Source organism: Halosolutus sp. DAT137 (assembly GCF_059736405.1).
This window is the reverse complement of the sequence record NZ_JCAQID010000002.1, coordinates 1-24,517: the sequence shown is the minus strand read 5'-3', so window position 1 is coordinate 24,517 and position 24,517 is coordinate 1. Positions and strand designations below refer to the sequence as shown.

The window sequence follows — 24,517 nt, the reverse complement described above, 5'->3', positions numbered from 1 at the left end:
GGTCGGTCAGTTAGCGGTTCCGACTCCGATCGGCGCTCGATCCCGGTAGCGGATCGATCGCTCGGGATGTATTCGCCGCCCAGAGCGATCGATCGCCTGGGGACGCCACGTCGTGTGGCTCCGCGCCGACGGGGCTGACGTGGACGGTTTCGCCGGGAACGGCCGGTGTGGCCGTTCCCGGGTTCACCGGCCCGGATCACCGGGCAAAAAAGAAGCCGAATCCCGACCGCTGCTGTACTATCTGGGTATCGACACCGACAGCGTGGGATTCGGACGCCATACCCGTCGGAACACGACGATACCCGAAAAACCTTGCGCTCGCTCCGGGATCGGTAACGAACCGTCGACGACGGTGGGGCGACGGCGGGAGTACTGTGATCAGCCGCGGAATTAATTTTTTTAACCCGGATCGGTATTATTTCTAAACACGAACTCTCTACTGTAACGCAGTACGAAACTCTATCAATCGTGACGATCGATTCGGCAGCGAACGGCCGATCAACGGCCGTTCGTGACATTATCGAACTTATGGTACGAAAAAGACAGACCGTTTCAGACGAAGGTAACGCGTCACCGCAGCAACGCCACGAACTGCACTCTCAGCCCTCCTCGAGGACGAGACGACCCTGGGAGACACTGGTGTATAGCTCGGCGTATCTGTCGCTGATCGCCATGGCAGAGGTCATTATCGTGTCGGTGTTGCTCTCGCTGCAGTTGACGCCAGCGGCGGCGATCGTCGGTCTCGTCGTCTTCGCTGTCTACACGAACGATCGACTCGCAGATGTCGACACCGACGCGGTGTCGAACCCCCGGCAGGCGGCGTTCGTGCGGCGATACCGGGACGTGCTGTACGTTCTGGCATCGATCGCCTACGGCTTCGCAGTTGCACTTTCCGTTCTCGGTGGGCCGTTCGCGCTCGCGATAACCCTGCTGCCGGGAGTCTTCTGGATCGGGTACGCCACGGATTTGTTGCCCAGTCTGGGAACGCGCGTTCGACGGCTGAAAGACGTCTTTCTGTTCAACACCGTCGTGGTCGCACTCGCTTGGGCCATAACGCTCACCTTTCTGCCCCTCGCGTTCGCCAACGGTACCGTGACAGTGCTGGCCCTGATCGTCTTTGCGTACTTCTTTCTCCGGGTCGTCACGAACACGGAACTCTCGAACGTTCCCGACACCGAGGGGGACCGCGCGATCGGCGTCCCGACGATGCCGGTCGTCTTCGGCCGGACGAGGACCCGTCAGCTCCTCCTCGGAATCGATCTCGTGACGCTCGGTCTCATAGCGGGTGCAACCGCGGCGGAGTACCTCTCTCCCGTGATGGCACTGCCACTGGTCGCCGGGATCGCCTACTCGATCGGTGTCACGTCGCTGATTGGGCGGTACGACGACGAACAACTGCTGGCGAAAGCCGCCGAGTGCGAGTATCTCGTCGTTTTCGCCGTTCTTCTGTTCGTTGTGCTACTGTTCTGATCTAACTGGCAATAGAAACACATCTTTTGATAGTAGGGTTTTACCGTACATTTAAGACCCAACGCTGAGATCAATTCAGTATCGGTGCCCTCTCTTACTATTCTGTCGGGGATCTTACTTGCAACCGTCGCAATCGGTACGGCGGCGGCGCTTCTCGCCTGGCGAGAGCGACCCGAACCGGGTGCGGTACCACTTACTGTGATGCTGGCCGGACAGTGTCTGTGGTCGGCGCTGTTGGTCTTCGACCTGGGGGCGTCTACGCTCGAAATGAAAGTCTTCTGGGCGAATGTCAGGTGGCTCGGCGTCGTTGCCATCCCGGTCGGGTGGCTGCTCTTCGCACTGGAGTACACCGGCAGAGATCAGTACATCCGTCCGCGGTACGTCGTTGGCCTCTCGGTCGTGCCAGTCGTTACGATCGTCCTCGCTCTCACCGACAGTTCGTTGCTCTACACCGACTCGGAACTGGTCCAGCGAAACGGTGAGCTGTTGCTCAGCCGAACTCCCGGTCCCTGGTTCTGGATCATCACCGCCTACACGTATCTGCTCGGACTTCTCGGGGCAGTTCCACTTCTCAAACTGATCCGAACGAGCTCGCTCCCGTTTCGAGGACAGAGCACGGCGCTGCTGATCGGGATCATCGCCCCGTGGGCCAGCAACGTGCTCTTTCTGACGGACTCCATTCCGGTGCCGGGTCTCGATCCGACGCCCGTGGCGTTTTTGATCTCCGGCGTCGCCTGCCTCGGGGCGCTCACGCGATTTCAACTCTTCGGGACGAGTCCGTCGCCCAACCCGCGCGCCCGTCGACTCCTCTTCGAGCGGATGCCCGACGGTGCCATCGTCATCGACAGCCACGGAAACGTCGTCGACATCAACGAGGCCGGCGCGTCGATCCTGGGAACGGAACCTTGTGACGTGCTTGGCCGCCCAGTCCCGACGATCACATCCGACGATTCGTCGATTCTGCCGGACAGCTCGACGTCCAGATCGCAGCCGTTTACGAGTCCCCACGACGACCGACTGTACGACGTGACGTCGACCCGACTCACCGATATTCGGGGGCGAACCATCGGACACGTCATCACGTTTCACGACATTAGCGAGCACGTTCGACACCAGCAACGCCACGAAGTTCTGAACCGGGTGTTCAGACACAACATTCGGACCGAAACGAACGTCATCAGCAGCTACGCGGAGTTCCTCGCCGAGGAGGGCCGACAGGGCGCTGCCGACGAAATCACCGCGAGCGCCGAACGAATCGAAGAGCTGGCAGGTAAGGCCCGAGACATCATCGGAATTTTCGAACAGGGTCGCGAATCGATCGAGCCTGCGTCACTCGATTCGCTGCTCGACGACGGAATCGAGACCGTCCGGGAGACCCATCCCGACGCCCGAATCGATCGCGAATCCCGGTGCGAGGATGTTTACGTCGCCAGCGTCCTCGAACCCGTGTTCGCGAATCTCATCGAGAACGGAATCGAGCACAACACCGATCCGTCGCCGTCCGTTCGGATCAGCACGGCCACCGACGGCGACCGGGTCCGCGTCTGTATCGCCGACGACGGCCCTGGCATCGCTACTTACGAGCGCTCGGTTCTCGAGCGCGGAACCGAAACGTCCCTCAAACACGGCAGCGGTCTCGGTCTCTGGCTGGCCAAGTGGGGCACGGAAATCGCCGACGGCTCGATCGCGTTCGCGGAGAACGATCCTTCCGGCGCGGTCGTTACCGTCGAAGTGCCGGTCCTCTCGCCGTCGACCGAAGCCGACGCCTAAGAAGTATCGAGACAGAAACGATCGTCCGGCGACGGGCGAGAGGTTCGTTGACTCCCTACGCCGGCCGGCGCGGCGATTCGAGTTCGATATCCGCGGCCTCGAGCAGGTCTTCGACCTCCTCGCGTTTCTCCTGGTGGTCTTCGAGGAACTCCCGCATGAGCTGTGCGGCTTGCTCCTTGCAGTCTCCACAGAGACGCTGCCCGCCGACGCACTCGTCGTAGACGCGCTTTGCGAACTCGTCGTCGTCGCCGGTCAGCAGGTAGGCGTACAGCTCGTAGACGGGACACTCGTCCGCCTTTCCGCCGAGTTCGCGCTGTTTCTCGGCTGTTTCGCGCCCACCGGTCGTCGCAGATTTCACCTTCTGGTACCCGTCCTCGGGATCGTCGAGCAGGGAGATGTGGCTCGCCGGAATCGAGGAGGACATTTTCCCGCCGGTCAGCCCGGTCATAAAGCGGTGATAGATCGACGACGGCGGCTGAAACCCGTAGCCGCCGGTGTCGACTTCGACCTCGCGGGCGAGTTCCTCGGCCTCGCTCACGTCGAGATCGAACGCGTCGACGTGGCTCTCGTAGACGCGCTTTTCCCCGTCGATCGCGTCGACGAGCGCGTCGAAGGCGTCGTCGGTCGCGCGCCGATCGAAAAATCGGGTTCTGGGGCGAACCGGTTCCATGCCGCCGCCCTCGAGTTTCGTCAGGAGAGAACTGAGCGTGTCGGCGGACACTGCGAGATCCTCCAGAGGGGTCTCTTCGATCGCCTCGGCAACGTGGACACACCGGAGCGAATCGTCGTCGAAGTCGGCGGGGTCGAGTTTCTCGTAGAACTCGGCGACGAGGTCGCGTTCTTCCGAGTCGAGTTCGAAACTCGCGTACGCCTCGGTCACCTTGAAATAGCGCATCCGTTCGGCGAGATCCCGAGCCAGCCGGACGTGGGGATCCTGGTCCGGGCCGACGGGGATGACGGTGGGTTTGGGTTCGTCGAGTTGTGGGTAGAGAATGTCGGCCATCTGGGTGACGACCGACTGCATGTGGGAGACGTCGGTCTCTCCATCGAAGCCGTAGATCGCCTGAAACTCCGAGAAGTTCGCTTCCGCGCCGAGATCGAACGCCAGATCCTGGACCTCGCGGTTCGTCGACTGTCGATAAAGTTCGCCCTCTTCGGGGTCGAACCCGAGTGCGAGCAGGGACAGCAAGTAGTTGCGGGCGTGCTCGTCGATTTCCGTCCAGCTCATCCCGCGCGCCGAGTTCGCTTCGAGGTCGGCAATGAGGGCGTAGGCGTCGGCTCCCTGTTGCTGGTGCCAGATGATCTCGTCGAAGACGAGTTTGTGGCCGATGTGGGGGTCGCCCGTCGGCATGAATCCGGAGAGCACGGCCGCCGGCTCGTCGTTTTGCAGCGCCTCAGCGACGGGACGGTAATCCCGGTGGCCGAAAATGACTCCCCGACGCATCAGGTAATGCGGGTTCGGTACCTCGGGGAGAATCTCGTCGAACTCCTCGATGCCGAACTCCTCGAACAGCGTTCGGTAATCGGAGACGCTCGACGAGCCCCACGGATCGAGCGCGACGTCGTCGACGGCTCCGCCGTCTGTTCGAGGGGTCTTCGATCCCTCGCTGGCTGCACCGTCCGCCCCTCCATCAGCCGGCGGTTCCCCTGACTCTGGCTCCGACTCGGACTCCTCGAGTGGTTCGTCTCCGGTCATTGACACCGCGTTGGCGCTCGGGGACGCAAAAACCTTCGCTTCCGTCGCGCCCCACTGACCCGTCTGGTTTCTCCCGAAATCGCCACCGTGGACCGACTCGGCCCGATCGCCGGTGACGGCTGCTTACGAACCGTCGTGGCCGCCGGTGTAAAATTCGAGCCGCAACCCACCGTCGTCGCTCTCGCCAACGTCGACGGTCCAGCCGTGGGCGGTCGCGATGCGCTCGACGATCGCAAGGCCTAGTCCCGTCCCCGACTCGTCCGTCGAATAGCCGTACTCGAACAGGCGACCGACTTCGTCTTCAGACACGCCCGTCCCGTCGTCTTCGACGAAAAAGCCGTCGGCGGCGAGCGGTCCGAGGCGGACGGTCACATCGTCGCCGCCGTGGGTGGCGGCGTTCGCGAAGACGTTCTCTAAGAGTTCCCGGAGCGGTCCCGGTGCCGCTCGGACCGACCCCAGCTCCGGGGATCGATCGAGCGTCGCCGCATCCGTCTCGACGGTCTCCCAGGCCTGTCCGGCGCGGACGCCGACGGAAACCCACTCGAGTTCATCCGGCTCGATATCGTGCCGAACGAGCGCCAGCACGTCGTCGATAATGTCGTTCATCCGTACGAGCGCGCCGTCGATGCTCGCGAGCGCGGCGACCTCGACCTCCTCGCGCACCAGTTCGAGCTGTCCCATCGCGACCGTGAGCGGATTGCGAAGGTCGTGGGAAACGATCGCGGCGAACGTCTGGAGTTGGCGGTTGCGCTGCTCGAGTTCCCGCTCGCGTTCGGCTCGCTCGAGGGCGGCCGTCGTATTTTCGGCCAGGATGCTGACGAACCGCCGATCGTCGACGGTAAACGCCCCCGGCTCGAGTGCAACGATGCCGAGTGCACCGTAGTCACCGAGCGGATAGACGACTCCCGACGACATCGGATTGGTGGGATCGTCGAGAACGTCGCTTTCCTCGATCGCGCGCACGTCGGTTTCGGCTGCGTCGTCGAGAACTGCGGCGTCGGCGTTCTCGTCGAACCAGATCGGATTTCCACTCCGGAAGACGTCCCCGGCGAACGATCCCTCGAACGGAATCGACGAGGGTGGGCCGCCGTAGGATTCGCGTTCGTCGGTCGTGGCCACGATATCGAACCTGCCCTCGCGCTCGTCGGCCGCGAAGACGGTCGTAAACGGATGTCCGAGAACGCGACTCGCCGTCTCGACGGTCTCTTCGGCGATCGATTCGGCCGTCTGCGCCCGAAACAGCGCGCGCGTCGATCGCTGGAGCGCCTGCAAAATGCTCTCGCGTCGCCGCCGATACAGGAGTTCTTCGACGTGGTCGACCAGCCCGTCGATGGCCGACCGGTGAAACGTCGCCGGTCTGTACGGCGCGTCGTCGAACGCCCAGCCGTCGACGGACTCGTCCGCACGCGTCTCACAGAGAACGATCGCGGATTCGGGTTCGGTTTCTCGCCCGCGATCGATCAGGTTTCCGAGGGTGCCGCCGGCCGCCGGCCGCTCGGCAACGATGCAGCCGACGCTCGACGACGACAGCCGATCGAACGCCTCGTCGACGGTTTGCACCTGCGAGACGGTCGCGCTCGGAATGCGTCGCTCGAGGGCGGCGACGATTTCGTCGGCCGACGCGGTGCCGACCACCAGGACGTCCGGCGCACCGATCGCGCCCGTTCCCATCGATCAGACGTTGGTCCGCTGGGGAATATACTTTATTGCCAAACAGGTCGTCCCGGCTCCGTTGCTCGGTCCGGCGGCCTATCACGGCGTCAGCCGCTCGACCGACCACCAGTCGATCTGTGCGCTCTGGTCCTCCTCGACGCCACCGCCGTCCCGCGCTCCGGTGTCGGTACGATCGCCGTTGGCTCTCTGGCCGACCAGCGCGAACACCATCGTCTTCCGGACGCCGTGGGCCAGGCGCACGTCGAGTGCCAGATCGCGCGGTTCGAAGACGTGGGTCGCGGGGTGGATGCGAACCAGCAGTTCGGAGTGGCCGAGGTCGTCGACCGACTCGACGCTCGCGTAGGTTCGGAAATCCGCGCCGAACTTGTAGCCGGTCTTCGGAACGACCCCGCGATCGCGCAGGTCGGCGTACACCCGCAGGCGGCGATCGAATCGCTCGCCTTCGACTTCGCGACCGCGCTCGCGGACCGCGTCCGGATCGAGATCGATCGCGTCGCGTGCTGCGAGGTAGGTCGCCTCGAGCAGCGAACACTGCAGCGTCGGCTGTTCGTACTCCCGGCCCTCGAGTGGTTGACCGTAGAACGTCTTCTCGTACAGTCCGAGTGGCGGCTCCCAGACGACGACGCGATCGGCCAGCAGGTCCGCCTCGCAGTTCTCGGGGAGCGCCGTCGCGGACGATCCCGACGGATCACGGCGGCTCACCTCGAAGTACGTGATCTCGCTTTCCTCGTCGACGATCGCGATGACGCCCTCCCCGAGCGCGCTCGCGGGCACGTCGGTTCGCTCCCCGATCACCCGGATGGGGTACTCGATCGCGCCGTCTTTCGGTCCCTTTCCGCGGGGGAAGACGGCGAAATCGGCGGCGGGCGGCTCGTCGACCCACGGTTCGGCGGCCGGGGAGAGGTAGAACCCTCGCGACCGAAGGTCGGCGTAGACCAGAAATCGAACGCCGAAGTCGGTTCCCGGCTCGCGAGCGACGAACGATCGAAAGCCGAGTCGGTCGCCGTCCGCGATGACCGCCTCGAGATCACCACGAAAGAGGAGATGGGCCGCTTCGACGGGCGCGAGGTCGATCTCGTTGCCGGTGAGTGGGTAGCCGTAGCCGCGGGAATCGTAGAACTGCTGGCGCGCATTGCCGCCGACGCGGACGACGCCCGCCTCCTCGTCGAACCGCCCCTCGAGTGTCATACCGGTACGTTCGCCGTCGGCCACTAAGGGGCTGCGGATCGATTCTGCACCGACTCGTATCGTGATTCGCTTGTCGGTCAACTCGGTCTGTCGTCAGTCGTCGCCTGCAGCCCCGATCGTCTCCTCGATCGCCCGCTCACACGTGGCGTCGAGACAGCGCCGTCCGCTCGCGGTCTCGAAGGTTGGAAGCCCGCAGGCGCACTGGCCGTCGACGACGCCGGCGGGGACTGCGAAACCGGTGTCGCAGTCGGGATAGTGCTCACAGCCGGCGAGCAGGCCACCGCGACGGAGGATCCGAAGGTCCCCGTCACAGCCGTCTTCGGGACACGCCCATTCGCGATCGAACGCCTCGCGGACGGCTTCGTCCAGTGACTCGCAGTTGCGATCGAGACAGACCGAAAAGGCGAGGCCGCGTTCGACGCGCATCCGGGGAAGGCCGCACTCACAGTGTTGCTGTCCGTTCAGAATCGTCGCGTCCGTCGGGACGCCGTAGCGATCGCCACAGCCAACGCAGTGAACGCCGGAGGAGCGGACGAGCGCGCCGCCACAGCCCGGACAGGTACCGACGGGGGTTCCCGCGGCCGAACTCGGATAGTGGGCGAAGCCGTCCTGGTCGTGGGCCGCGATACGGAGCGTCTGGGTCCCTTTCGTCGCTACGAGGGTGAAGCCGTCGGCCCGATCGCTCGAGAGCGTCTCGGCGCGGGTGAGCCAGGCGACGGGCTGGTAGCCGTCGATGTCGTGGACGAGGACGGTATTGTCGGGCTTGACGATCGTCGTCACCCGACCGCGGTACTCCTCGCGATCGGTGCCGTCCGTAATGACGGTGCAGTCGCCCGCGAGCACGCGAATTGCGTCGTCGATCATGGACGGTCTGGCCGCGGGTTCGTATATAAATCCGCGGATGAGCCTTCGCCGGCCGGCGGGACTCACCGGCGGGCACAAGCGTCTTTGCTCGATCGATCCGTAAACTCACTATGACCGACATCGAGGCGGAAATCGTGCTGTTCGACGGCTTCGACGAACTCGACGCGATTGGACCCTACGAGGTCCTCGACAAGGGGGCGCAGGCGGGTGCCTCGATCGATGTTCGACTCGTCACACTCGAGCCGATCGAAATAGTGACCGCGAGCCACGGACTGCGGGTCGAACCGGACGGAACGCTCGGAGATCCTGATCTGCTGGTGGTCCCGGGCGGCGGCTGGACCACCGACGGCGGCGTCCGGGCCGTCGTCGAGGACGGCGCGTTGCCGGCGGCCGTCGACGAGTGCTACGCGAACGGCGCGACCGTCGCCTCGGTCTGTACCGGCGCGATGGTCCTCGCAGCGGCGGGCCTGTTGGAGGGGCGACCGGCGACGACGCACCAGGTCGCGATCGACGACCTGGCGGCGTACGCGGCGACCGTGGTCGACGAACAGGTGGTCGACGACGGAGACGTCGTGACCGCGGGCGGCGTCACCGCGGGGATCGATCTGGCGTTGTGGCTGCTCGAACGCGAGTTCGGCGCGGACGTGGCGGAGGCGGTCGAGCAAAGACTCGAATACGATCGCCGGGGCGAGGTGTTCGCGCGATAGGAACTGTTTCATACGGAGTAGTGTCCTTAATTATCAGTCTCAGAATACTGCCCGTTTAGCGGAGCGGGATAGATGGCGCGTATCTGGAACGAAGGTCTCTCACTATTCGGAGGATCCATTACCGAGTAGCGCCAATTCCGCACAACTCGCTCATGAGGAGAGACCCAGTATTTCGTGAGGTACAGCGGTTTCGCCAGCCGTGGATCTGGGCGCTTCTCGGTGGTATCGCGCTTCTCATGCTCGTACTAGGGCCCATATCGTGGGGAGGACTCGTCGTCGTCGGTGCGGTCGCTGGACTCGTTTACAGTCTTCGACTCCAGACCGAGGTTAGAGCCGACGGCATCTATCTCAAAATGTGGCCGCTTCACTGGTCGTTCCGTCGAATTTCGTGGTCGGAGATCGAGCGATACGAGTCGAAACAGTACAGTCCACTTCGTGAGTTCGGCGGCTGGGGAATCCGGTGGGTACCCGGAAAACTCGCATACAATGTCAGCGGCACTCAGGGGGTCTGGATCGAACGGACGAACGGCCGTACAGTTCTCGTCGGATCACAACGCGCCGAGGAATTTGTCAGGGCGATCGACGAGACAGTACGGTAGCGTCGCCCCGGTTTTGCGCCTTGACCACTCAACTGTCTGACGGGATCCGTTTTCGTCACGCCGCGATCGATCGCCCCTCGCTCGACGCCCAAACGGCTATCCGGCCCGGACGAATAGCCGCCGCCATATGCGCGCAGTGTTGTTCGACATGGACGGCGTCCTCGTCACGAGCGAAGACTACTGGGTCGACTTTCAACGCGAGGAGGTTCTCCCGGCCGCGGTTCCGGACGGTGACGTGGACGTCTCGGAGACGACCGGGATGAACTACCGCGAAATCTACGACTACCTCGACGCGGAGTACGAGACCGCAATCTCTCGCGAGGAGTGGATCGATCGGTTCGAGACGTTCGCGGAGACGCTCTACACCGATCGCGTCGACGCGCTCGATGGGATTCACGAACTGCTCGCGGCGCTGGACGATCGAGGCATCGAGACGGCGGTCGTCTCCTCGTCGCCCCACGACTGGATCGGGATGGTGATCGAGCGGTTCGACCTCGAAGACGGGTTCGACGAGCGAATCAGCGCCGACGACATCGACGTCGCGGGCAAACCCGAACCCGATATCTTCGAGTACGCGGCCAGCGAGGTCGGCGTCCCGCCCGAGGAGTGTATCGTCGTCGAAGATTCCGAAAACGGCGTCGAAGCCGCCGCGCGGGCGGGGACGACGGTCGTCGCCTACCGGATCGACGCCCACGACGATCTCGATCTCTCCCGGGCGGACGTGGTCGTCGACACGCCGGCACAACTCCGCGAAGAATTGCTCGCGAGCACCGACTGAGCGTCGGCCGTCTCGCCGGACGCTGACCGTCGGCCGTTACTGTTTACTCCACCCTGACCGTCCGCGTCTCCTCGATCGGCAAGAGTGGCTCCTCGGGGAAGGCGACGCTGACGGTAAACTCGAGTTCGTCCGCATCCGCGCCGAAGACGCCGACGGGAACGGTTTCGGTGTCTCGAAGGTAGCTACTCACGCTCGTCATCTCGATTCCGCCGTCGTCGCTCGCTCGATCGCTGACCGTGACGCGAATCCCGGCACGGGCGGGGTCGCCGACGTTCCTGATCGTCACCTCGCAGACCTCGTTCTCTCCTGTCTCGATCGAGTCGGGAAACGACCCCCACTCGAACTCGATCGCGGGGAGTGACTGTGCGTTCTCGTAGACCTGTTCGGCGACGCCGTCGGAGAGTCCAGCGGCGACGAGCCCGTCCACGCCGGCAGCGAGGACGTCTCCTGGTGTCGAAAGCCCCTCGTTCGAGAGTTTGCTCGCTCGTCCCGGCCCGACGCTGTCGATCGCCGTCAACCCGACGGCCTCGGCGGCCACGCCGTTTTCGATCCGGGCTTCGACCTGCCGGGCGGTGTTCGCCGCGTGGGGTCCCGCGAGTCGATCGAGGAAGGCTCCGAGCGCGGAGACGAGTCGCGTCGCGTTGCGCCGGATCACCCACGCGTCGCTCGAGAGTTCGGAGGGAACCCCGCGCCCGTCGGCGGCGGCACTCCGGAGGATCGCGAGCACCTTCCGCTGGCCTGCCTCGAGGTCGCCCGTCTTTTGACCGGTGAGTATCGAATCGATCGCCTCGCGCTCGGACTGCCGGGCTGACACCGAGTCGAACTCCTCGGCGGTCGCGACCGCCTCGAGCACTGCCGCAGTGGTGAGTTCGACACCGTCGTCGGCGACGCGATCGCACAGCGTCGCGAACGTCGCCGCCGTCTCGAGGCGCAGGTAGTACTTCGAGGCGAGCATCCCTCGCGGCGTCGCCTCGATCGAGAGGTCGTCGCCCATCTCGACGAAGCCGCGATCGACCAGCCCCTCGAGACAGTCCCGGACGCGTCTGCGGAGGTTCGGGAAGTCGTAGTCTTCGGGCTTCGACTGGCCGCGGACGTAGTAGAAGGTGGTTTCGAGCCAGTCCATCACGTCGTCTAAGTCGGTGATGGTCCCCATCGCGATTTCGGCGTTGAGGTGCGTCTCGAGGGTTTCCGCCAGCCGGGACTCGATCTCTTTCCCGTCGCGGAGCAGGCGTCGGTACTTGTCGGCTTCGGCGGTGTCACAGACGACCCAGCCATAGCCGACGTCGTCGTAGCCCGGCCGGCCCGCGCGCCCGAGCATCTGGAGCACGTCGAGGGGACTGATGTCGACTTCGCCCTCGAGCGGATCGTGGAGTTTCGTATCCCGGAGGACGACACAGCGCGCCGGGAGGTTGACGCCCCACGCGAGCGTCGACGTCGAGAAGAGGAGTTCGATGTGGCCTGCCTTGAACCACTCCTCGACGAGGTCGCGATCGTTCTTCGAGAGGCCCGCGTGGTGGAACGCGACGCCGTCCAGCACGGAGTTTCGGAGGGTGTCGTTTTCGAGGCGCTCTTTTGACTCTTCGTGAAAGTCGAGGTCGCCGCGGACGCCCATCTCGATGTCGCGCTCTGCGATTTCGTCTCTGGCCTTTTCAGCGGCGCGGACGGTGTCCTGTCGCGAGGAGACGAAGACGAGTGCCTGGCCGTCCTCGCGAATGTGCGGTTCGGCGAGGTCGAGCGCGCGGTAGAGTCGTCGGTATTTGTCGGCAAATGAGTTCTCCCCGTGCGTGTAGGTCTTGACGCCTGACGTGAGTTCTACCGGTCGGTACTCCGCGCCGAACTCGAAGGTGGCCTCCGCGGGGGCGTCCAGCCACGCCGCCACGTCGTCGACGTTCGGCATCGTTGCCGAGAGGGCGACGATACGGGGATCACAGAGCCGGCGCAGGCGGGAAATCGTCACTTCGAGCACCGACCCCCGGCGATCGGCGTCGAGCAGGTGGACCTCGTCGATGACGCAGACGTCGACATCGGTGACGAAGTCGTATCGCCGGGAGTCGTGTTTGCGCGTCGCCGAGTCGAGCTTTTCGGGCGTCATCACGAGGATGTCCGCGCGACGCGCACGACGCGGGTTCAGGTCACGCTCGCCCGTGACGACGTAGACCGAGTAATCCAGCTCCTCGAAGCGGTCCCAGTCGTCTTCTTTCTCGTTGGTCAGCGCTCGCATCGGCGCGATAAAGAGGGCGGTGCCGCCGTCGGCGAGGGCCTTACAGATCGCCAGTTCCGCGAGGGCGGTCTTGCCGGATGCCGTCGGCGCGCTCGCGACCACGTTGTCCGTACTGTCGAGCAACGCGGGCAGGGCCTCGCGTTGCATCCGGTTGAACTCCGCGAAGGCGAAGGCGTCTGCGAACTCGGGGAGAACCTCGGCGACCTCCATCACTCGGACACGGGCGGTGGCAGGGCAAAGGCGTTTCCTTCGAGTCGTGTTCGCTCGTCTATCCGCGACCGGTGCGCCGGCGACGATTGCCCCGCCGATGTCGGTTACCTCCCACCGCGTGGCCAGCACCGCGCCGGCTCCGACGAGCACGAGCGGCGGGATCACGAGCGGCGAGAGCACGTACGACAGAGTCGCGCTCGTGCTCCCCGACTGGGCGATCAGATCGACGGTATTGGTCCCGCCGATCGAGCCAACCGAACCGCTGACCTCGATGTCGACCACGTGCGCGTTGTAGTACCAGGCGACGCCCTTCCAGTCAGCGACGCTGTCGTCGAACTCCGCACGGACCTCGCTTCCGACCAGAACGTACGTGAGGAGGTAGCCAATCGCCGCTGTGAAGACGCCGACTCCGGCACTTACCGAGACGTTCGTTGTACTCGATCGCGACTGCCGCGTCGGTGTCCGAGAGTGCTGGTCATCGTGTCGGATACGGATCGAACTCTCCGTGATGGAGCTTCTGGTTCGGGAACGCAGGCGAGATTCGATCCGAGGCAGTCAAACCGCTCGCTGATCCCTGTCTCGCGAGGACTGCCCCAATTGATCGCTGAGCACGCTCGATGCTCGATCGGGGTTTGGAACCTGTTCGAAGACCAGTTCCGGATCGCCAGAGCCGGCGGTGTACACCGTCAACTCGCCGTAGCCGAGCGCCCGGCCGAGTGCGGACTGCCGGAGGCTGGTGTTCTGGACGCGATCGAGACGAAACTGGGTGACGTCACGGGAGACGACGCCGCGTTTCTTGTACAGTTCCGCCGTGGTGATCACGTAGCGCGTGTTCGTCCAGACGAGATAGCGGGCGAAGACGATCGCGAAGCCGACGAGGGCGACGACGGTCCCGACCACGGTGAGGGCGGCGATGTCGCTGACGATGCCCCATCCGAGGAGGAAGACGCCGACGAGCGCCACGGCGAGACCGATCGGCAGGCCGCTCCCCATCGCGATCGGGTGGGGGCGGCTCTGCCAGACGATGTCCTCGTCGTCGCCAAGGTGGAACCAATCGGGCGTCGAGCCGAGCCTCATTGGACGACGATATTCCACTCGCCGTGGTAAAGCTACCGGGGGTATGGGGTGGTTACCGGGCGGGTAGCGACGACCCGCTGCCCAGGTGGCGTCGATCACTGCCCTCGCGGGCCGGACCACCACGGTTTTTCACTGCGCGGATCTTTGGCAGAGATATGAGTACCGTTCGCAAACCCGACTGGCTGAAGATGCGGCCGCCGTCGGGGCGGGAGTTTACCGACATCCGGGAGACGCTCCGGGAGCGGAACCTCCATACGGTCTGTGAGGAGGCGAACTGTCCGAATCTCGGGGAGTGCTGGTCGGGCGGAGCCGGAACCGGAAATAGCGAGGGTGGGACGGCGACGTTCATGCTGATGGGCGATCGCTGCTCGCGGGGCTGTAACTTCTGTGACGTCGAAACCGGCGGGATGGAGGCTCTCGATCCGAACGAACCCGCGAACGTCGCCGAGGCAATCGCCGAGATCGGACTGGATTACGTCGTCCTGACGAGCGTCGATCGAGACGACCTCCCCGACCAGGGCGCGGGCCACTTCGCGGAGACGATTCGGGAGATCAAAGACCGCCACCCCGGTATTCTCGTCGAGGTCCTCATTCCGGACTTCCAGGGCGAGGAGCGACTCGTCCGCAAGATCATCGATGCCGACCCGGACGTAATCGCCCACAACGTCGAAACCGTCGAGCGTCTTCAGTTCCCCGTCCGCGATCGGCGCGCGGGCTACGAGCAGTCGCTGTCGGTGTTAGAACAGGTCGATCGCGAGTCGGAGACGTACACGAAGACCTCCATCATGCTCGGCCACGGCGAGTACGACCACGAAGTCTACCAGACGCTCGCGGACTGTCGCGAACGCGGGGTCGATATCGTCACGCTGGGCCAGTATCTCCAGCCGTCGCGAAGCCACCTCGACGTCAAGCGCTACGACCACCCCGACAAGTACGAGACGTGGCGTCGGGTCGCGGAAGACGAACTCGACTTTTTGTACTGTGCCAGCGGACCGATGGTCCGATCGTCGTACAAGGCCGGCGAGCTGTTCGTCGACGCTGTCCTCCGCGAAGGAAAAACCGTCGCGGAAGCCAGAGTCCGCGCGCGCGGCGAACAGGCGTCGGCGACGGAGTAACGGCATCGACACCATCCGCGGAGACGAGTTCCCGGATTACTCAGTTCTCCGGATCGCAGGTATCCAGTTTTCCGAATCTCTCGGTTCCCGGTTCCTCGAACCGGGTCACTGCGCCCCCGATCGACTACTCGTCCAGACCCCGAGCGATCGGTGTACAAATACACAGGTGACAAGCGACAGTCGCCCCGAACATTGACGATCGGGGTGTTCAAATCCAGTTCGACGGACGCCTGCCAGTGTCCGTGGCAAGAATCTCTCCGATAGTAAACTATTTACGAAAATCCTTTAACGTGAGCGATAATTCATTATGGTATGCGCAGGTGGGTACACCCGTGAGTACGATACAGCGCGACCCCCGTGAGCGAGTACAGGTCCTCGACGACGCCGGTCGGGTGCTCGAGGGGGCTTCCGTGCCGGATCTCGACGACGACGTGTTCGTCGAGATGTACGAGCAGATGCGCCTGGCCCGCCACTTCGACGAGCGGGCGGTGAGCCTCCAGCGCCAGGGACGGATGGGAACGTACCCGCCGCTGTCGGGCCAGGAGGGGGCGCAGGTGGCCAGCGCCCACGCCCTCGATCGGGACGACTGGGTCTTTCCCAGTTATCGCGAACACGCCGTCTCGATGGTCCGCGGAATGTCGCTCAAGCGGACCTTGCTGTACTGGATGGGCCACGAGATGGGCAATCAGATCCCGCCCGAGGCCAACATTTTCACCGTCGCCGTCCCGATCGCAACGCAGATCCCCCACGCGACCGGCGCGGCGTGGGCCTCGAAACTGCAGGGTGAGGAGAACGCCTTCGTCTGTTACTTTGGCGACGGAGCTACCTCGGAAGGCGACTTCCACGAGGGACTCAACTTCGCTGGCGTTTTCGACACCCCCACCGTCTTCTTCTGTAACAACAACCAGTGGGCCATCTCGGTGCCCAGAAAGCGCCAGACGGCCAGCGCCACGCTGGCCCAGAAGGCCGAGGCCTACGGCTTCGAGGGGGTTCAGGTCGACGGGATGGACCCGCTGGCCGTCTACAACGTCACGAGAGACGCCGTCGAGAAGGCGAAAAACCCGGACGCGATCGAAGACGACTCTCCCGGCAGCGCCACCCGTCCGACGCTGATCGAGGCCGTCCAGTACCGTTTCGGCGCGCACACGACCGCGGACGATCCCTCGGTCTACCGCGACGACGATGAGGTCGAACGCTGGAAACAAAAGGACCCCATCCCGCGGATGGAGACGTTCCTGCGAAATCGCGGGCTGCTCGACGACGAACGGGTCGACGCGATCGAGTCGCGGATTCGCGAGGAGGTCGCCGACGCGATCGACGAAGCGGAGTCGGTTACGCGACCCGAACCCGAGGAAATCTTCGCCCACGTCTACGAGGGGATGCCCAAACGGTTACGGCGCCAGCTCGAGTGGTTGGAAACGATTCGCGATCGACACGGCGACGACGCGGTCCTGGAGGGCTAACATGGCTGCAGAATCGGAACACCTCACCCTGGTACAGGCTGTACGTGACGGATTGCACACCGAAATGGAGCGGGACGACGACGTCATCGTCATGGGCGAAGACGTCGGACGGAACGGCGGCGTCTTTCGTGCGACTGAAGGGCTGTACGACGAGTTCGGCGGGGACCGCGTCGTCGATACACCGCTTGCGGAATCGGGGATCGTCGGGACGGCGATCGGAATGGCCGCCTACGGGATGCGCCCGGTTCCCGAAATTCAGTTTCTGGGCTTCATCTACCCCGCGTTCGACCAGATCGTCTCCCACGCCGCGCGCCTGCGAACGCGCTCTCGCGGCCGGTACACCTGTCCGATGGTCGTCCGTGCGCCCTACGGCGGCGGTATTCGCGCGCCCGAACACCACTCCGAATCCTCCGAGGCGATGTTCGTCCACCAGCCCGGCCTCAAGGTGGTGATTCCCTCCACGCCGTACGATACGAAGGGACTGTTGACGAGCGCGATCCGATCGCCGGACCCGGTCGTCTTCCTCGAACCGAAGCTCATCTACCGAGCGTTCCGCGAGGAGGTTCCGACCGAGTCCTACGAAATCCCGATCGGCGAGGCCGCGGTCCGTCGCGAGGGAAGCGACGTCTCGGTGTTCACGTGGGGGGCGATGACCCGGCCGACGCTCGAGGCCGCGGAGAACCTCGCCGGCGAAATCGATGTCGAAGTGATCGACCTGCGAACGCTCTCACCGCTGGACGAGGACACCATTCTCGAGTCGTTCAAAAAGACCGGCCGCGCCGCCGTCGTCCACGAGGCCCCGAAGACGGGCGGGCTGGCCGGCGAGATCACCGCGACGATCCAGGAGGAGGCCCTGCTCTACCAGGAGGCACCGATCGAGCGCATCACGGGCTTCGACACGCCGTTCCCGCTGTACGCGCTCGAAGACTACTACCTGCCGGAGGCCGCACGGATCGAAGACGGCATTCGGAACGCCGCGGAGTTCTAACATGGTTCGCGAGTTCAAACTGCCCGATGTCGGCGAGGGCGTCGCCGAGGGCGAACTGGTCTCGTGGCTCGTCTCGGCCGGCGATACGGTCAGCGAGGATCAGCCGGTCGCAGAAGTCGAGACGGACAAGGCCCTCGTCGAGGTTCCCGCACCGGTCAACGGGACCGTCCGCGAACTGCGCTACGACGAGGGGGACGTTATTCCGGTCGGCGAGGTGTTCATCACGTTCGACGTCGAGGGCGAAGCGCCTGCTGAGGCCGAAACTGGGTCGGCGGATTCCGGCGAGCACGTCGACGAGAGTGAACCGGCCGGTGATCCCGGCGCGATCGGTTCGGAGGCCGGTGAGATCACAACGCCTGCCGATCGGGTCTTCGCGCCCCCACGCGTGCGCCGGATGGCCCGCAAGGAGGGGATCGACCTCTCGGCGATCGAGGGCAGCGGCCCTGGCGGTCGGATCACTGCCGCTGACGTACAGGCTGCAGCGAGCGCCGGCTCGATCGATTCTGTGGCTGCTGGCGAGCCTTCGGCTGCCGCCGGTGTGACTGCGTCCGAAGCGGTTGCCGATGCGACGGGGTCCGAAACTGGCGCTCCGGACCGAACGAAACCCGATACCGAAACCGGTGGGCAACGGACCCAGCACGTCCGGCCGACGCAGGTTACGTCCGCCGATCGGGACAGAACACTCGCTGCGCCCGCGACTCGTCGACTCGCCGACGAGGAGGGTGTCGACGTCGACGCCGTTCCGACCGAGGAGGAACGCGACGGCGAGGCATTCGTGACGCCCGAGGCAGTTCGGGCGTACGCCGAGGCCCAGCAACGGGCTCAGAAAGCCGACGCCGAAGTGGTCGAAGCTGGCACACCGGTCGCCGACACCGGGGTCGAAACGGATGCTGAGTTCGCTCCCGGCGAGCACGAACGCCGCGAACCGTTCACGGGCGTCCGCAAGCGCATTGCCGAGGCGATGGTGGAGTCGGCGTACACTGCGCCTCACGTCACCCACCACGACGAAGTCGACGTGACCGCTCTCGTCGAGGTCCGCGATCGACTCAAACCGCGGGCCAAAGAGCAGGGTATCCGGCTGACGTACATGCCGTTCATCATGAAAGCCGTCGTGGCAGCGCTGAAAGCGTACCCCGAAATGAACGCGGTCATCGACGACGCGAACGAGGAGATCGTCTTCCGCGATTACTACAACATCGGCGTCGCGACGGCGACCGACGCTGGCCTGATGGTGCCGGTCGTCGAGAACGCCGACGGGACGGGGCTCCTTCAGCTTTCGTCGGAGATGAACGAACTCGTCCAGAAGGCCCGCGACCGCACGATTAGCCCCGGCGAACTACAGGGGTCGACGTTTACGATCACGAACGTCGGCGGCATCGGCGGCGAGTACGCCACGCCCATCATCAACTACCCCGAGGCGGGAATCCTCGCGATCGGCGAGATCAAGCGTAAACCGCGCGTGGTGACTGACGAGGACGGCACGGAGTCGATCGAGCCGCGATCGGTACTGACGCTCTCGCTGTCGTTCGATCATCGGCTGATCGACGGTGCGATCGGCGCGCAGTTTACGAACACCGTGATGGAGCACCTCGAGAATCCCGAACTGCTACTGCTCGAGTGAGCGGCGGTCTCCGACTGGTCTTCTATAGTGGCCACTGAAACGATTTATACACTGATCGAAACGCCGTCTTGCGATCAGGTGCGTATTAATTTCCAGTGGTTACTATCGCTCGAACTGGACTGATGGATCCTGGCGGATACGTTTCTCGAGACGCCCCACCTCGTATAGTTGGTCTGATACATTGCAACAGGTACACCGTCCCCGACATCCAACGATGGGTATGGTCGTTGGAGACGTTACCACCGGGACGGACGTACTGGTTATCGGCGCGGGGCCCGCGGGCTACGTGGCCGCGATCCGTGCCGGACAGCTCGATCTGGATGTCACGCTCGTCGAAAAAGAGGCCTACGGCGGAACCTGTCTGAACCACGGCTGTATCCCCTCGAAGGCGCTGATTACTGCTTCGGACATCGCCCACGAGGCTGGCAACGCCGAGGAGATGGGCATTCACGCCGACCCCGCCGTCGACCTCGCGAAGATGGTCGACTGGAAAGACGGCGTCGTCGACCAGTTGACCGGCGGGGTCGAGAAGCTCTGCAAAGCGAACCAGGTCAACCTCCTCGAGGGGACGGTCACCTTCGCGGGCGAACACACGGCTCGCATCTCTCACAGCGGCGATGGACAGGGCTCAGAGAGCATCGAATTCGAACACGCGATCGTCGCGACCGGCTCCCGACCGATCGAGATTCCCGGCTTCGAGTACGGCGACGGTCCCGTCCTCGACTCGCGGCAGGCGCTCGCACTCGAATCGGTCCCCGACTCGCTGGTGGTCGTCGGCGCCGGCTACATCGGGATGGAACTGGCGACCGTCTTCGCCAAACTCGGCACCGACGTGACTATCATCGAGATGCTCGATTCGATTCTGCCGGGGTACGACGACGATCTCAAACGCCCGGTCAAACAGCGGGCGAAGAGTCTCGGGATCGAGTTCCACTTCGGGTACACCGCCTCGGAGTGGCAGGGCAACGGCGACGGGATTCGGGTCGTCGCGGAGCCGGCGGCGCAGGCTGAAGCAGACGGCGGGCAGACAGATGCGGTGGAAGACGCCGACTCACTCGAACTCGACGCCGAGAAGGTTCTCGTCGCCGTCGGCCGCGAACCGGTTTCTGACACGCTCGATCTCGAGGAAGTCGGTCTCGAGACGGACGATCGCGGATTCGTTAAAACCGACTCGCGCGCACGCACTGCCGTCGACCACGTCTTCGCGGCCGGTGACGTCGCCGGCGAACCGATGCTCGCACACAAGGGCAGCATGGAGGGCAAGGTCGCCGCCGAAGTGATCGCCGGCGAACCCGCGGCGATCGACGCCCAGGCGATCCCGGCCGCGATCTTCACCGACCCCGAGATCGGGACCGTAGGAATGACCGAGTCCGAGGCGGCGGAAGCCGGCTTCGAGACGGCCGTCGGCCAGTTTCCCTTCCGGGCCAGCGGCCGCGCACTGACGGTCGGTGAGACAGACGGCTTCGTCAAGATCGTCGCCGACGAGTCCGAAGGATACGTCCTCGGCGCGCAGATCGTCGGTCCCGAAGCCTCCGAACTGATCGCGGAACTCGGACTGGCGATCGAACTCGGCGCGACGCTCGAAGACGTCGCGGCGACGGTCCACACCCACCCGACGCTTTCCGAGGCGGTGATGGAGGCCGCCGAGAACGCGCTCGGACACGCGATACACACGCTGAACCGCTAACCCGCTGAATGCTGAACCGCTAACCGGCCGAACCGATCGATCGACGGCGGCCGCCGGACCGTCCCGAGGATTCGCGTTGCCCGCACCGAAATTGCCCGATGTCCGTCGACGGTCGCGATCTCTGCACGATCGTTGATGGCTGATTGCGGACCGTGTATTTTCATCTATCGGGAAGAGCCGATCATGTTCACGCGTTTCTCGACCGGCGGGAACCGACTTAATGACCCTTCATCCGTCGGTCCCGAGTGTCGGATAGACCGATGATATCGAATACGTCTCCTGGTGTCCGTCGCCGAACCGTTCTCTCGACCGCCGGTGCGAGCGCACTCGGAAGCCTCGCCGGCTGTCTCTCGGTCCTCTCCGCCGACTCCGACTCGGATCCCGGCGACGAGACCGAGTCGGACGGCGAACCCGACGAACCGCTGACCGACTACGCGTACACGGCACCGCCCCAGGTCGTCGAGCTCGCCGAACAGGATCACCAGTCGACGCTGCGGACCGTTCCGGCCCGTCACCGGGTCGTCACCGCGGAAGCGAAGGGCGGGCCGGTCGAACTCCCCGAAGTCTGGGCCTGGCAGGCCGACGACCTCGAACCGAGCGTTCCGGGACCGGTCTACCGGATGAACGAGGGCGAGACGTTCGAACTCACCTTCGAGAACACCGAGCACGGTCGGCCGCACACCGTCCACGTCCACGCGCTCGACAAGTCGTGGAAAGACGACGGAGCGCCGGTATCTACGCGGATTCAGGTCAACCCCGACGAGAGTCACACGTACGAACTCACCGGCGACGTCCCTGGCACTCACTTCTATCACTGTCACGTCCAGACGCACACCCACCTCGACATGGGGATGTACGGGATCGTCCGGGTCGATCCTGAAGAGTACGCCCTCCCGGACAGGGAGTACTTCCTGACGCTCCGGGAGTGGGATAGCCGACTGCACGAGATGGAAGCCGGCGGCGACGCCGAGTACGACGCTGGCGATCGGAATCCGAACCTGTACACCGTCAACGGGCGGAGCGCCCCCACGTCGTTTCATCCCGAACTCGGCACGCCGCTGCTCGCGTCCGCGGGCGAGACGGTCCGCGTCCACGTCGTCAACGCCGGCTACGAGAGCCACGCGTTCCACACGCACGGCCACCGGTTCACCGTCGTCGAGAAGGACGGCAGTCCGATCCCAGAGGCCGCCCGCTACGAGGAGGACGTGGTCGCCGTCGCGCCCGCCGAACGGGTCACGCTCGAGTTCGAGGCCGACGCAGGTCCCGGGATCTACCCGGCACACTGCCACAAGGTCGATCACGTGACGACCGACGGGAGCTACCCCGGCGGGATGGCGACGGCGATCGTCTACGAAGAGGCGATGGAGACCGAGGAATTCGCCGAGGTCATGGACGACGCCGGGTTCGAGGGCTGACCCGCGTCTCCTACTGTGCGTACATCGAATAAGCGATCACGAGAAAACCGATCAGAACGAGCACGCTCTCCAGTAAGACACCCAGCGCGAGCGGGACGCCCAGAACTTCGGTGAGCATCCCCGCCAGGACCAGTCCGAGGGTCACGATACCGAACCCGGCTGCGAGAAGACCGAGTGCACGCTGGCGAGTACGCCGGTAGGCTTTGAACGCGACGAACGTGATGACGCCGCCGACGACTAAAACGAGCGTCTTGACGACGGCCAGTGCGAGCGCAATTTCTGTCGCCCCTGTCTGAAGTAGGCTCATGTTTCTTTCCGCACCTCCGACCACAGTTCTGCGAGCCGTTCGTCTGCGGTCCGAGACGGCCGTTCGATCTCGACTGCCAGCGATCGATCGTCATCTAATACGAGCGTGATCTCGTCGAATGCGATCGAATATTTACTCGCGTGATGGCCGTCGCGTCTGATCTCGGTCGACTCCTCGAGCAACGTCGCGTCGGTCAGCAACTCGAGCTTTCGGTAGAGCGTCGACTGCGGAATATCACACTGCGTGGTGAGTTCCGAGGCCGTCAGCGGCTCGTCGAGCTTCCGGATAATCTCACGGCAGTCGGGGTCGTCGAGTGCGGCGCAGATCTCTTCTGCGGGTGGCATCGACTCCGAACCGATCGGGTCCCGGACCATTCGTGTTGCTGTTGTAACCCACGTGGTTTATTGGCATCGATGCTGCGTGCCGGGTTCTCGTCGCCCCTTCGAATCGGTTCGGCGTTCTCAGACGATCGTCCCCCGGTTTCGGCCCGCCAGGACAGCGGTGCTGTTCGACACGAAGCCTTCTTGCGCATTCAGTGTCGAGTCAGACGTGCGCGGGTCTCATTCGGTCCGACCGTGTCTGCGAGGACGGGATGATCGGCCGACCTCCGCCCGCGCGATACGGCTACGCTGTGTACAGGTCGTCGCTGTCTACGTTGTGATCGACGGAGATCGTTCTCGACCAGTGTTTAGATTTATCAGTGTCCGTTCGCTGACAACCCGGTGCAAAACCGTCCCATGGTATCGGGTTTCGGAGTGCTACTGGTTCGACGGCCTTATATATGGACCCGGTATTCGGTTTGAATGCAAACGGCGTGGCTCAGATCGCCACGTCCCCTCCGGCTGTGTTCCAGCACGGAGGCAGGACACGTCCACCCTCGTCTTGACCGTCGGACCGATTCGACGGTCTTATTGATATGCGGGCACTCGGTTCGGGTCGTGCTCGTGGCCGACTCGATCGGCCACATCGATCCGGTGCCCTTATATTCGACGGGGCACTTCGATTGGGTCGAAAACACCCTCGCCGGATGCGACTTCCGGCGCGGGTCCGATCCGGTGCCCTTATATGTACGAGGGCATTCGGATGTGATGTGTTCGGCGGCGCGATACACTCGCGCCGTCGATCTGGACACCGTCAGTCCGAAGGGGTTATGTACCCCTGATGGCTTACGACAAAGTCCGGAAGGAAATGAGGATCCTACCCCTGCGGTCCGCCGTACAGATGGGATCTGATGTTAGCTTCGACAGTTCGGTGACGCCCAGTCGGTCGACGACGACGTGTCATCGAACGTGTGGACCCAAATTGTGTGAGTGTGTACAACATTCACCGCCAACAGACCCTCCAGCCCACCTGGGCTGGAGTAATATAGCATTCATTCCGGTTGATCCTGCCGGAGGTCATTGCTAGTGGAGTCCGATTTAGCCATGCTAGTTGTACGAGTTTAGACTCGTAGCAGATAGCTCAGTAACACGTGGCCAAACTACCCTACAGAGCGCGATAACCTCGGGAAACTGAGGCTAATAGCGCATACAGCTCTCCCGCTGGAATTGCAGAGAGCTCGAAACGTTCCGACGCTGTAGGATGTGGCTGCGGCCGATTAGGTAGACGGTGGGGTAACGGCCCACCGTGCCAGTAATCGGTACGGGTTGTGAGAGCAAGAGCCCGGA

The 24,517-nt window shown here is 64.0% G+C and carries 20 protein-coding genes and 1 rRNA gene; 12 read left to right on the top strand and 9 right to left on the bottom strand.

All coding sequences use genetic code 11. The features are described 5' to 3' along the window. Positions 1-10: 10 nt before the first annotated feature. Positions 11-187 carry a hypothetical protein gene (locus tag AC6I6L_RS06205; protein ID WP_497916869.1) on the bottom strand — a complete coding sequence of 59 codons (177 nt, stop codon included), beginning with the start codon at positions 185-187 and terminating at the stop codon, positions 11-13. Positions 188-672: 485 nt separating this feature from the next. Between AC6I6L_RS06205 and AC6I6L_RS06200 the strand changes: the two genes are divergently transcribed. Continuing rightward, positions 673-1,470: a UbiA family prenyltransferase gene (locus AC6I6L_RS06200; protein ID WP_497916868.1), complete on the top strand. Its 798-nt coding sequence runs from the start codon at positions 673-675 to the stop codon at positions 1,468-1,470. Positions 1,471-1,554: 84 nt separating this feature from the next. Next, positions 1,555-3,240 carry a sensor histidine kinase gene (locus AC6I6L_RS06195; RefSeq protein WP_497916867.1) on the top strand — a complete coding sequence of 562 codons (1,686 nt, stop codon included), beginning with the start codon at positions 1,555-1,557 and terminating at the stop codon, positions 3,238-3,240. Positions 3,241-3,295: 55 nt separating this feature from the next. On the opposite strand, the gene AC6I6L_RS06190 is transcribed toward AC6I6L_RS06195, so the two are convergent. The 4 genes from AC6I6L_RS06190 to AC6I6L_RS06175 form a co-directional block, all read right to left on the bottom strand. Next, positions 3,296-4,936: a tryptophan--tRNA ligase gene (locus AC6I6L_RS06190; RefSeq protein WP_497916866.1), complete on the bottom strand. Its 1,641-nt coding sequence runs from the start codon at positions 4,934-4,936 to the stop codon at positions 3,296-3,298. A gap of 123 nt (positions 4,937-5,059) precedes the next feature. Next, the gene (locus AC6I6L_RS06185; RefSeq protein ID WP_497916865.1) at positions 5,060-6,607 is read right to left on the bottom strand and encodes a sensor histidine kinase; all 1,548 of its coding nucleotides are present in this window, start codon (positions 6,605-6,607) and stop codon (positions 5,060-5,062) included. 81 nt (positions 6,608-6,688) lie between these two features. Beyond that, positions 6,689-7,798: a tRNA-intron lyase gene (endA, locus tag AC6I6L_RS06180; RefSeq protein ID WP_497916864.1), complete on the bottom strand. Its 1,110-nt coding sequence runs from the start codon at positions 7,796-7,798 to the stop codon at positions 6,689-6,691. Between the two features lie 93 nt (positions 7,799-7,891). Next, positions 7,892-8,662: a DUF91 domain-containing protein gene (locus AC6I6L_RS06175; protein ID WP_497916863.1), complete on the bottom strand. Its 771-nt coding sequence runs from the start codon at positions 8,660-8,662 to the stop codon at positions 7,892-7,894. Positions 8,663-8,772: 110 nt separating this feature from the next. On the opposite strand from AC6I6L_RS06175, the gene AC6I6L_RS06170 reads away from it, so the two are divergent. The 3 genes from AC6I6L_RS06170 (at position 8,773) to AC6I6L_RS06160 (ending at position 10,746) form a co-directional block, all read left to right on the top strand. Continuing rightward, positions 8,773-9,369: a DJ-1/PfpI family protein gene (locus tag AC6I6L_RS06170; RefSeq protein WP_497916862.1), complete on the top strand. Its 597-nt coding sequence runs from the start codon at positions 8,773-8,775 to the stop codon at positions 9,367-9,369. A 236-nt stretch (positions 9,370-9,605) separates the two neighbouring features. Beyond that, a complete protein-coding gene (locus tag AC6I6L_RS06165) occupies positions 9,606-9,968 on the top strand; it encodes a DUF6141 family protein (RefSeq protein WP_497916861.1) in 363 nt (120 codons plus the stop codon). Between the two features lie 127 nt (positions 9,969-10,095). Beyond that, on the top strand, positions 10,096-10,746 hold the full coding sequence (locus AC6I6L_RS06160) for an HAD family hydrolase (RefSeq protein WP_497916860.1): 651 nt from the start codon (positions 10,096-10,098) through the stop codon (positions 10,744-10,746). A 43-nt stretch (positions 10,747-10,789) separates the two neighbouring features. Here the strand turns inward: AC6I6L_RS06160 and AC6I6L_RS06155 are convergent, their stop codons facing one another. Continuing rightward, a complete protein-coding gene (locus AC6I6L_RS06155) occupies positions 10,790-13,666 on the bottom strand; it encodes a DUF7978 family protein (protein WP_497917099.1) in 2,877 nt (958 codons plus the stop codon). A gap of 66 nt (positions 13,667-13,732) precedes the next feature. Then, positions 13,733-14,254 carry a PH domain-containing protein gene (locus AC6I6L_RS06150; protein ID WP_497916859.1) on the bottom strand — a complete coding sequence of 174 codons (522 nt, stop codon included), beginning with the start codon at positions 14,252-14,254 and terminating at the stop codon, positions 13,733-13,735. Between the two features lie 155 nt (positions 14,255-14,409). On the opposite strand from AC6I6L_RS06150, the gene lipA reads away from it, so the two are divergent. The 6 genes from lipA to AC6I6L_RS06120 all read left to right on the top strand — a co-directional run bounded on the left by lipA (position 14,410) and on the right by AC6I6L_RS06120 (position 22,543). Continuing rightward, positions 14,410-15,369 carry a lipoyl synthase gene (gene lipA / locus AC6I6L_RS06145; protein ID WP_497916857.1) on the top strand — a complete coding sequence of 320 codons (960 nt, stop codon included), beginning with the start codon at positions 14,410-14,412 and terminating at the stop codon, positions 15,367-15,369. 332 nt (positions 15,370-15,701) lie between these two features. Then, a complete protein-coding gene (gene pdhA / locus AC6I6L_RS06140; RefSeq protein ID WP_497916856.1) occupies positions 15,702-16,832 on the top strand; it encodes a pyruvate dehydrogenase (acetyl-transferring) E1 component subunit alpha in 1,131 nt (376 codons plus the stop codon). 1 nt (position 16,833) lies between these two features. Continuing rightward, entirely contained in the window at positions 16,834-17,820 is a 987-nt protein-coding gene (locus AC6I6L_RS06135) for an alpha-ketoacid dehydrogenase subunit beta (protein WP_497916855.1), read from the top strand. Between the two features lies 1 nt (position 17,821). Next, positions 17,822-19,441, top strand: coding sequence for a dihydrolipoamide acetyltransferase family protein (locus tag AC6I6L_RS06130; protein WP_497916854.1), 1,620 nt, complete (start codon positions 17,822-17,824; stop codon positions 19,439-19,441). Positions 19,442-19,661: 220 nt separating this feature from the next. Then, on the top strand, positions 19,662-21,128 hold the full coding sequence (gene lpdA, locus AC6I6L_RS06125) for a dihydrolipoyl dehydrogenase (RefSeq protein WP_497916853.1): 1,467 nt from the start codon (positions 19,662-19,664) through the stop codon (positions 21,126-21,128). Between the two features lie 260 nt (positions 21,129-21,388). Further along, positions 21,389-22,543: a multicopper oxidase domain-containing protein gene (locus tag AC6I6L_RS06120; protein ID WP_497916852.1), complete on the top strand. Its 1,155-nt coding sequence runs from the start codon at positions 21,389-21,391 to the stop codon at positions 22,541-22,543. Positions 22,544-22,553: 10 nt separating this feature from the next. Here the strand turns inward: AC6I6L_RS06120 and AC6I6L_RS06115 are convergent, their stop codons facing one another. Further along, complete coding sequence (locus AC6I6L_RS06115) at positions 22,554-22,850, bottom strand: DUF7521 family protein (protein ID WP_497916851.1); 297 nt, start codon at positions 22,848-22,850, stop codon at positions 22,554-22,556. Further along, positions 22,847-23,224, bottom strand: a complete 378-nt coding sequence (locus tag AC6I6L_RS06110) for a helix-turn-helix domain-containing protein (RefSeq protein ID WP_497916850.1) — start codon at positions 23,222-23,224, stop codon at positions 22,847-22,849. Before AC6I6L_RS06110 ends, AC6I6L_RS06115 begins: the two co-directional genes overlap by 4 nt. 1,000 nt (positions 23,225-24,224) lie before the next feature. Between AC6I6L_RS06110 and AC6I6L_RS06105 the strand changes: the two genes are divergently transcribed. Next, positions 24,225-24,517: ribosomal RNA gene (locus AC6I6L_RS06105) — 16S ribosomal RNA — on the top strand; the annotation flags it as partial.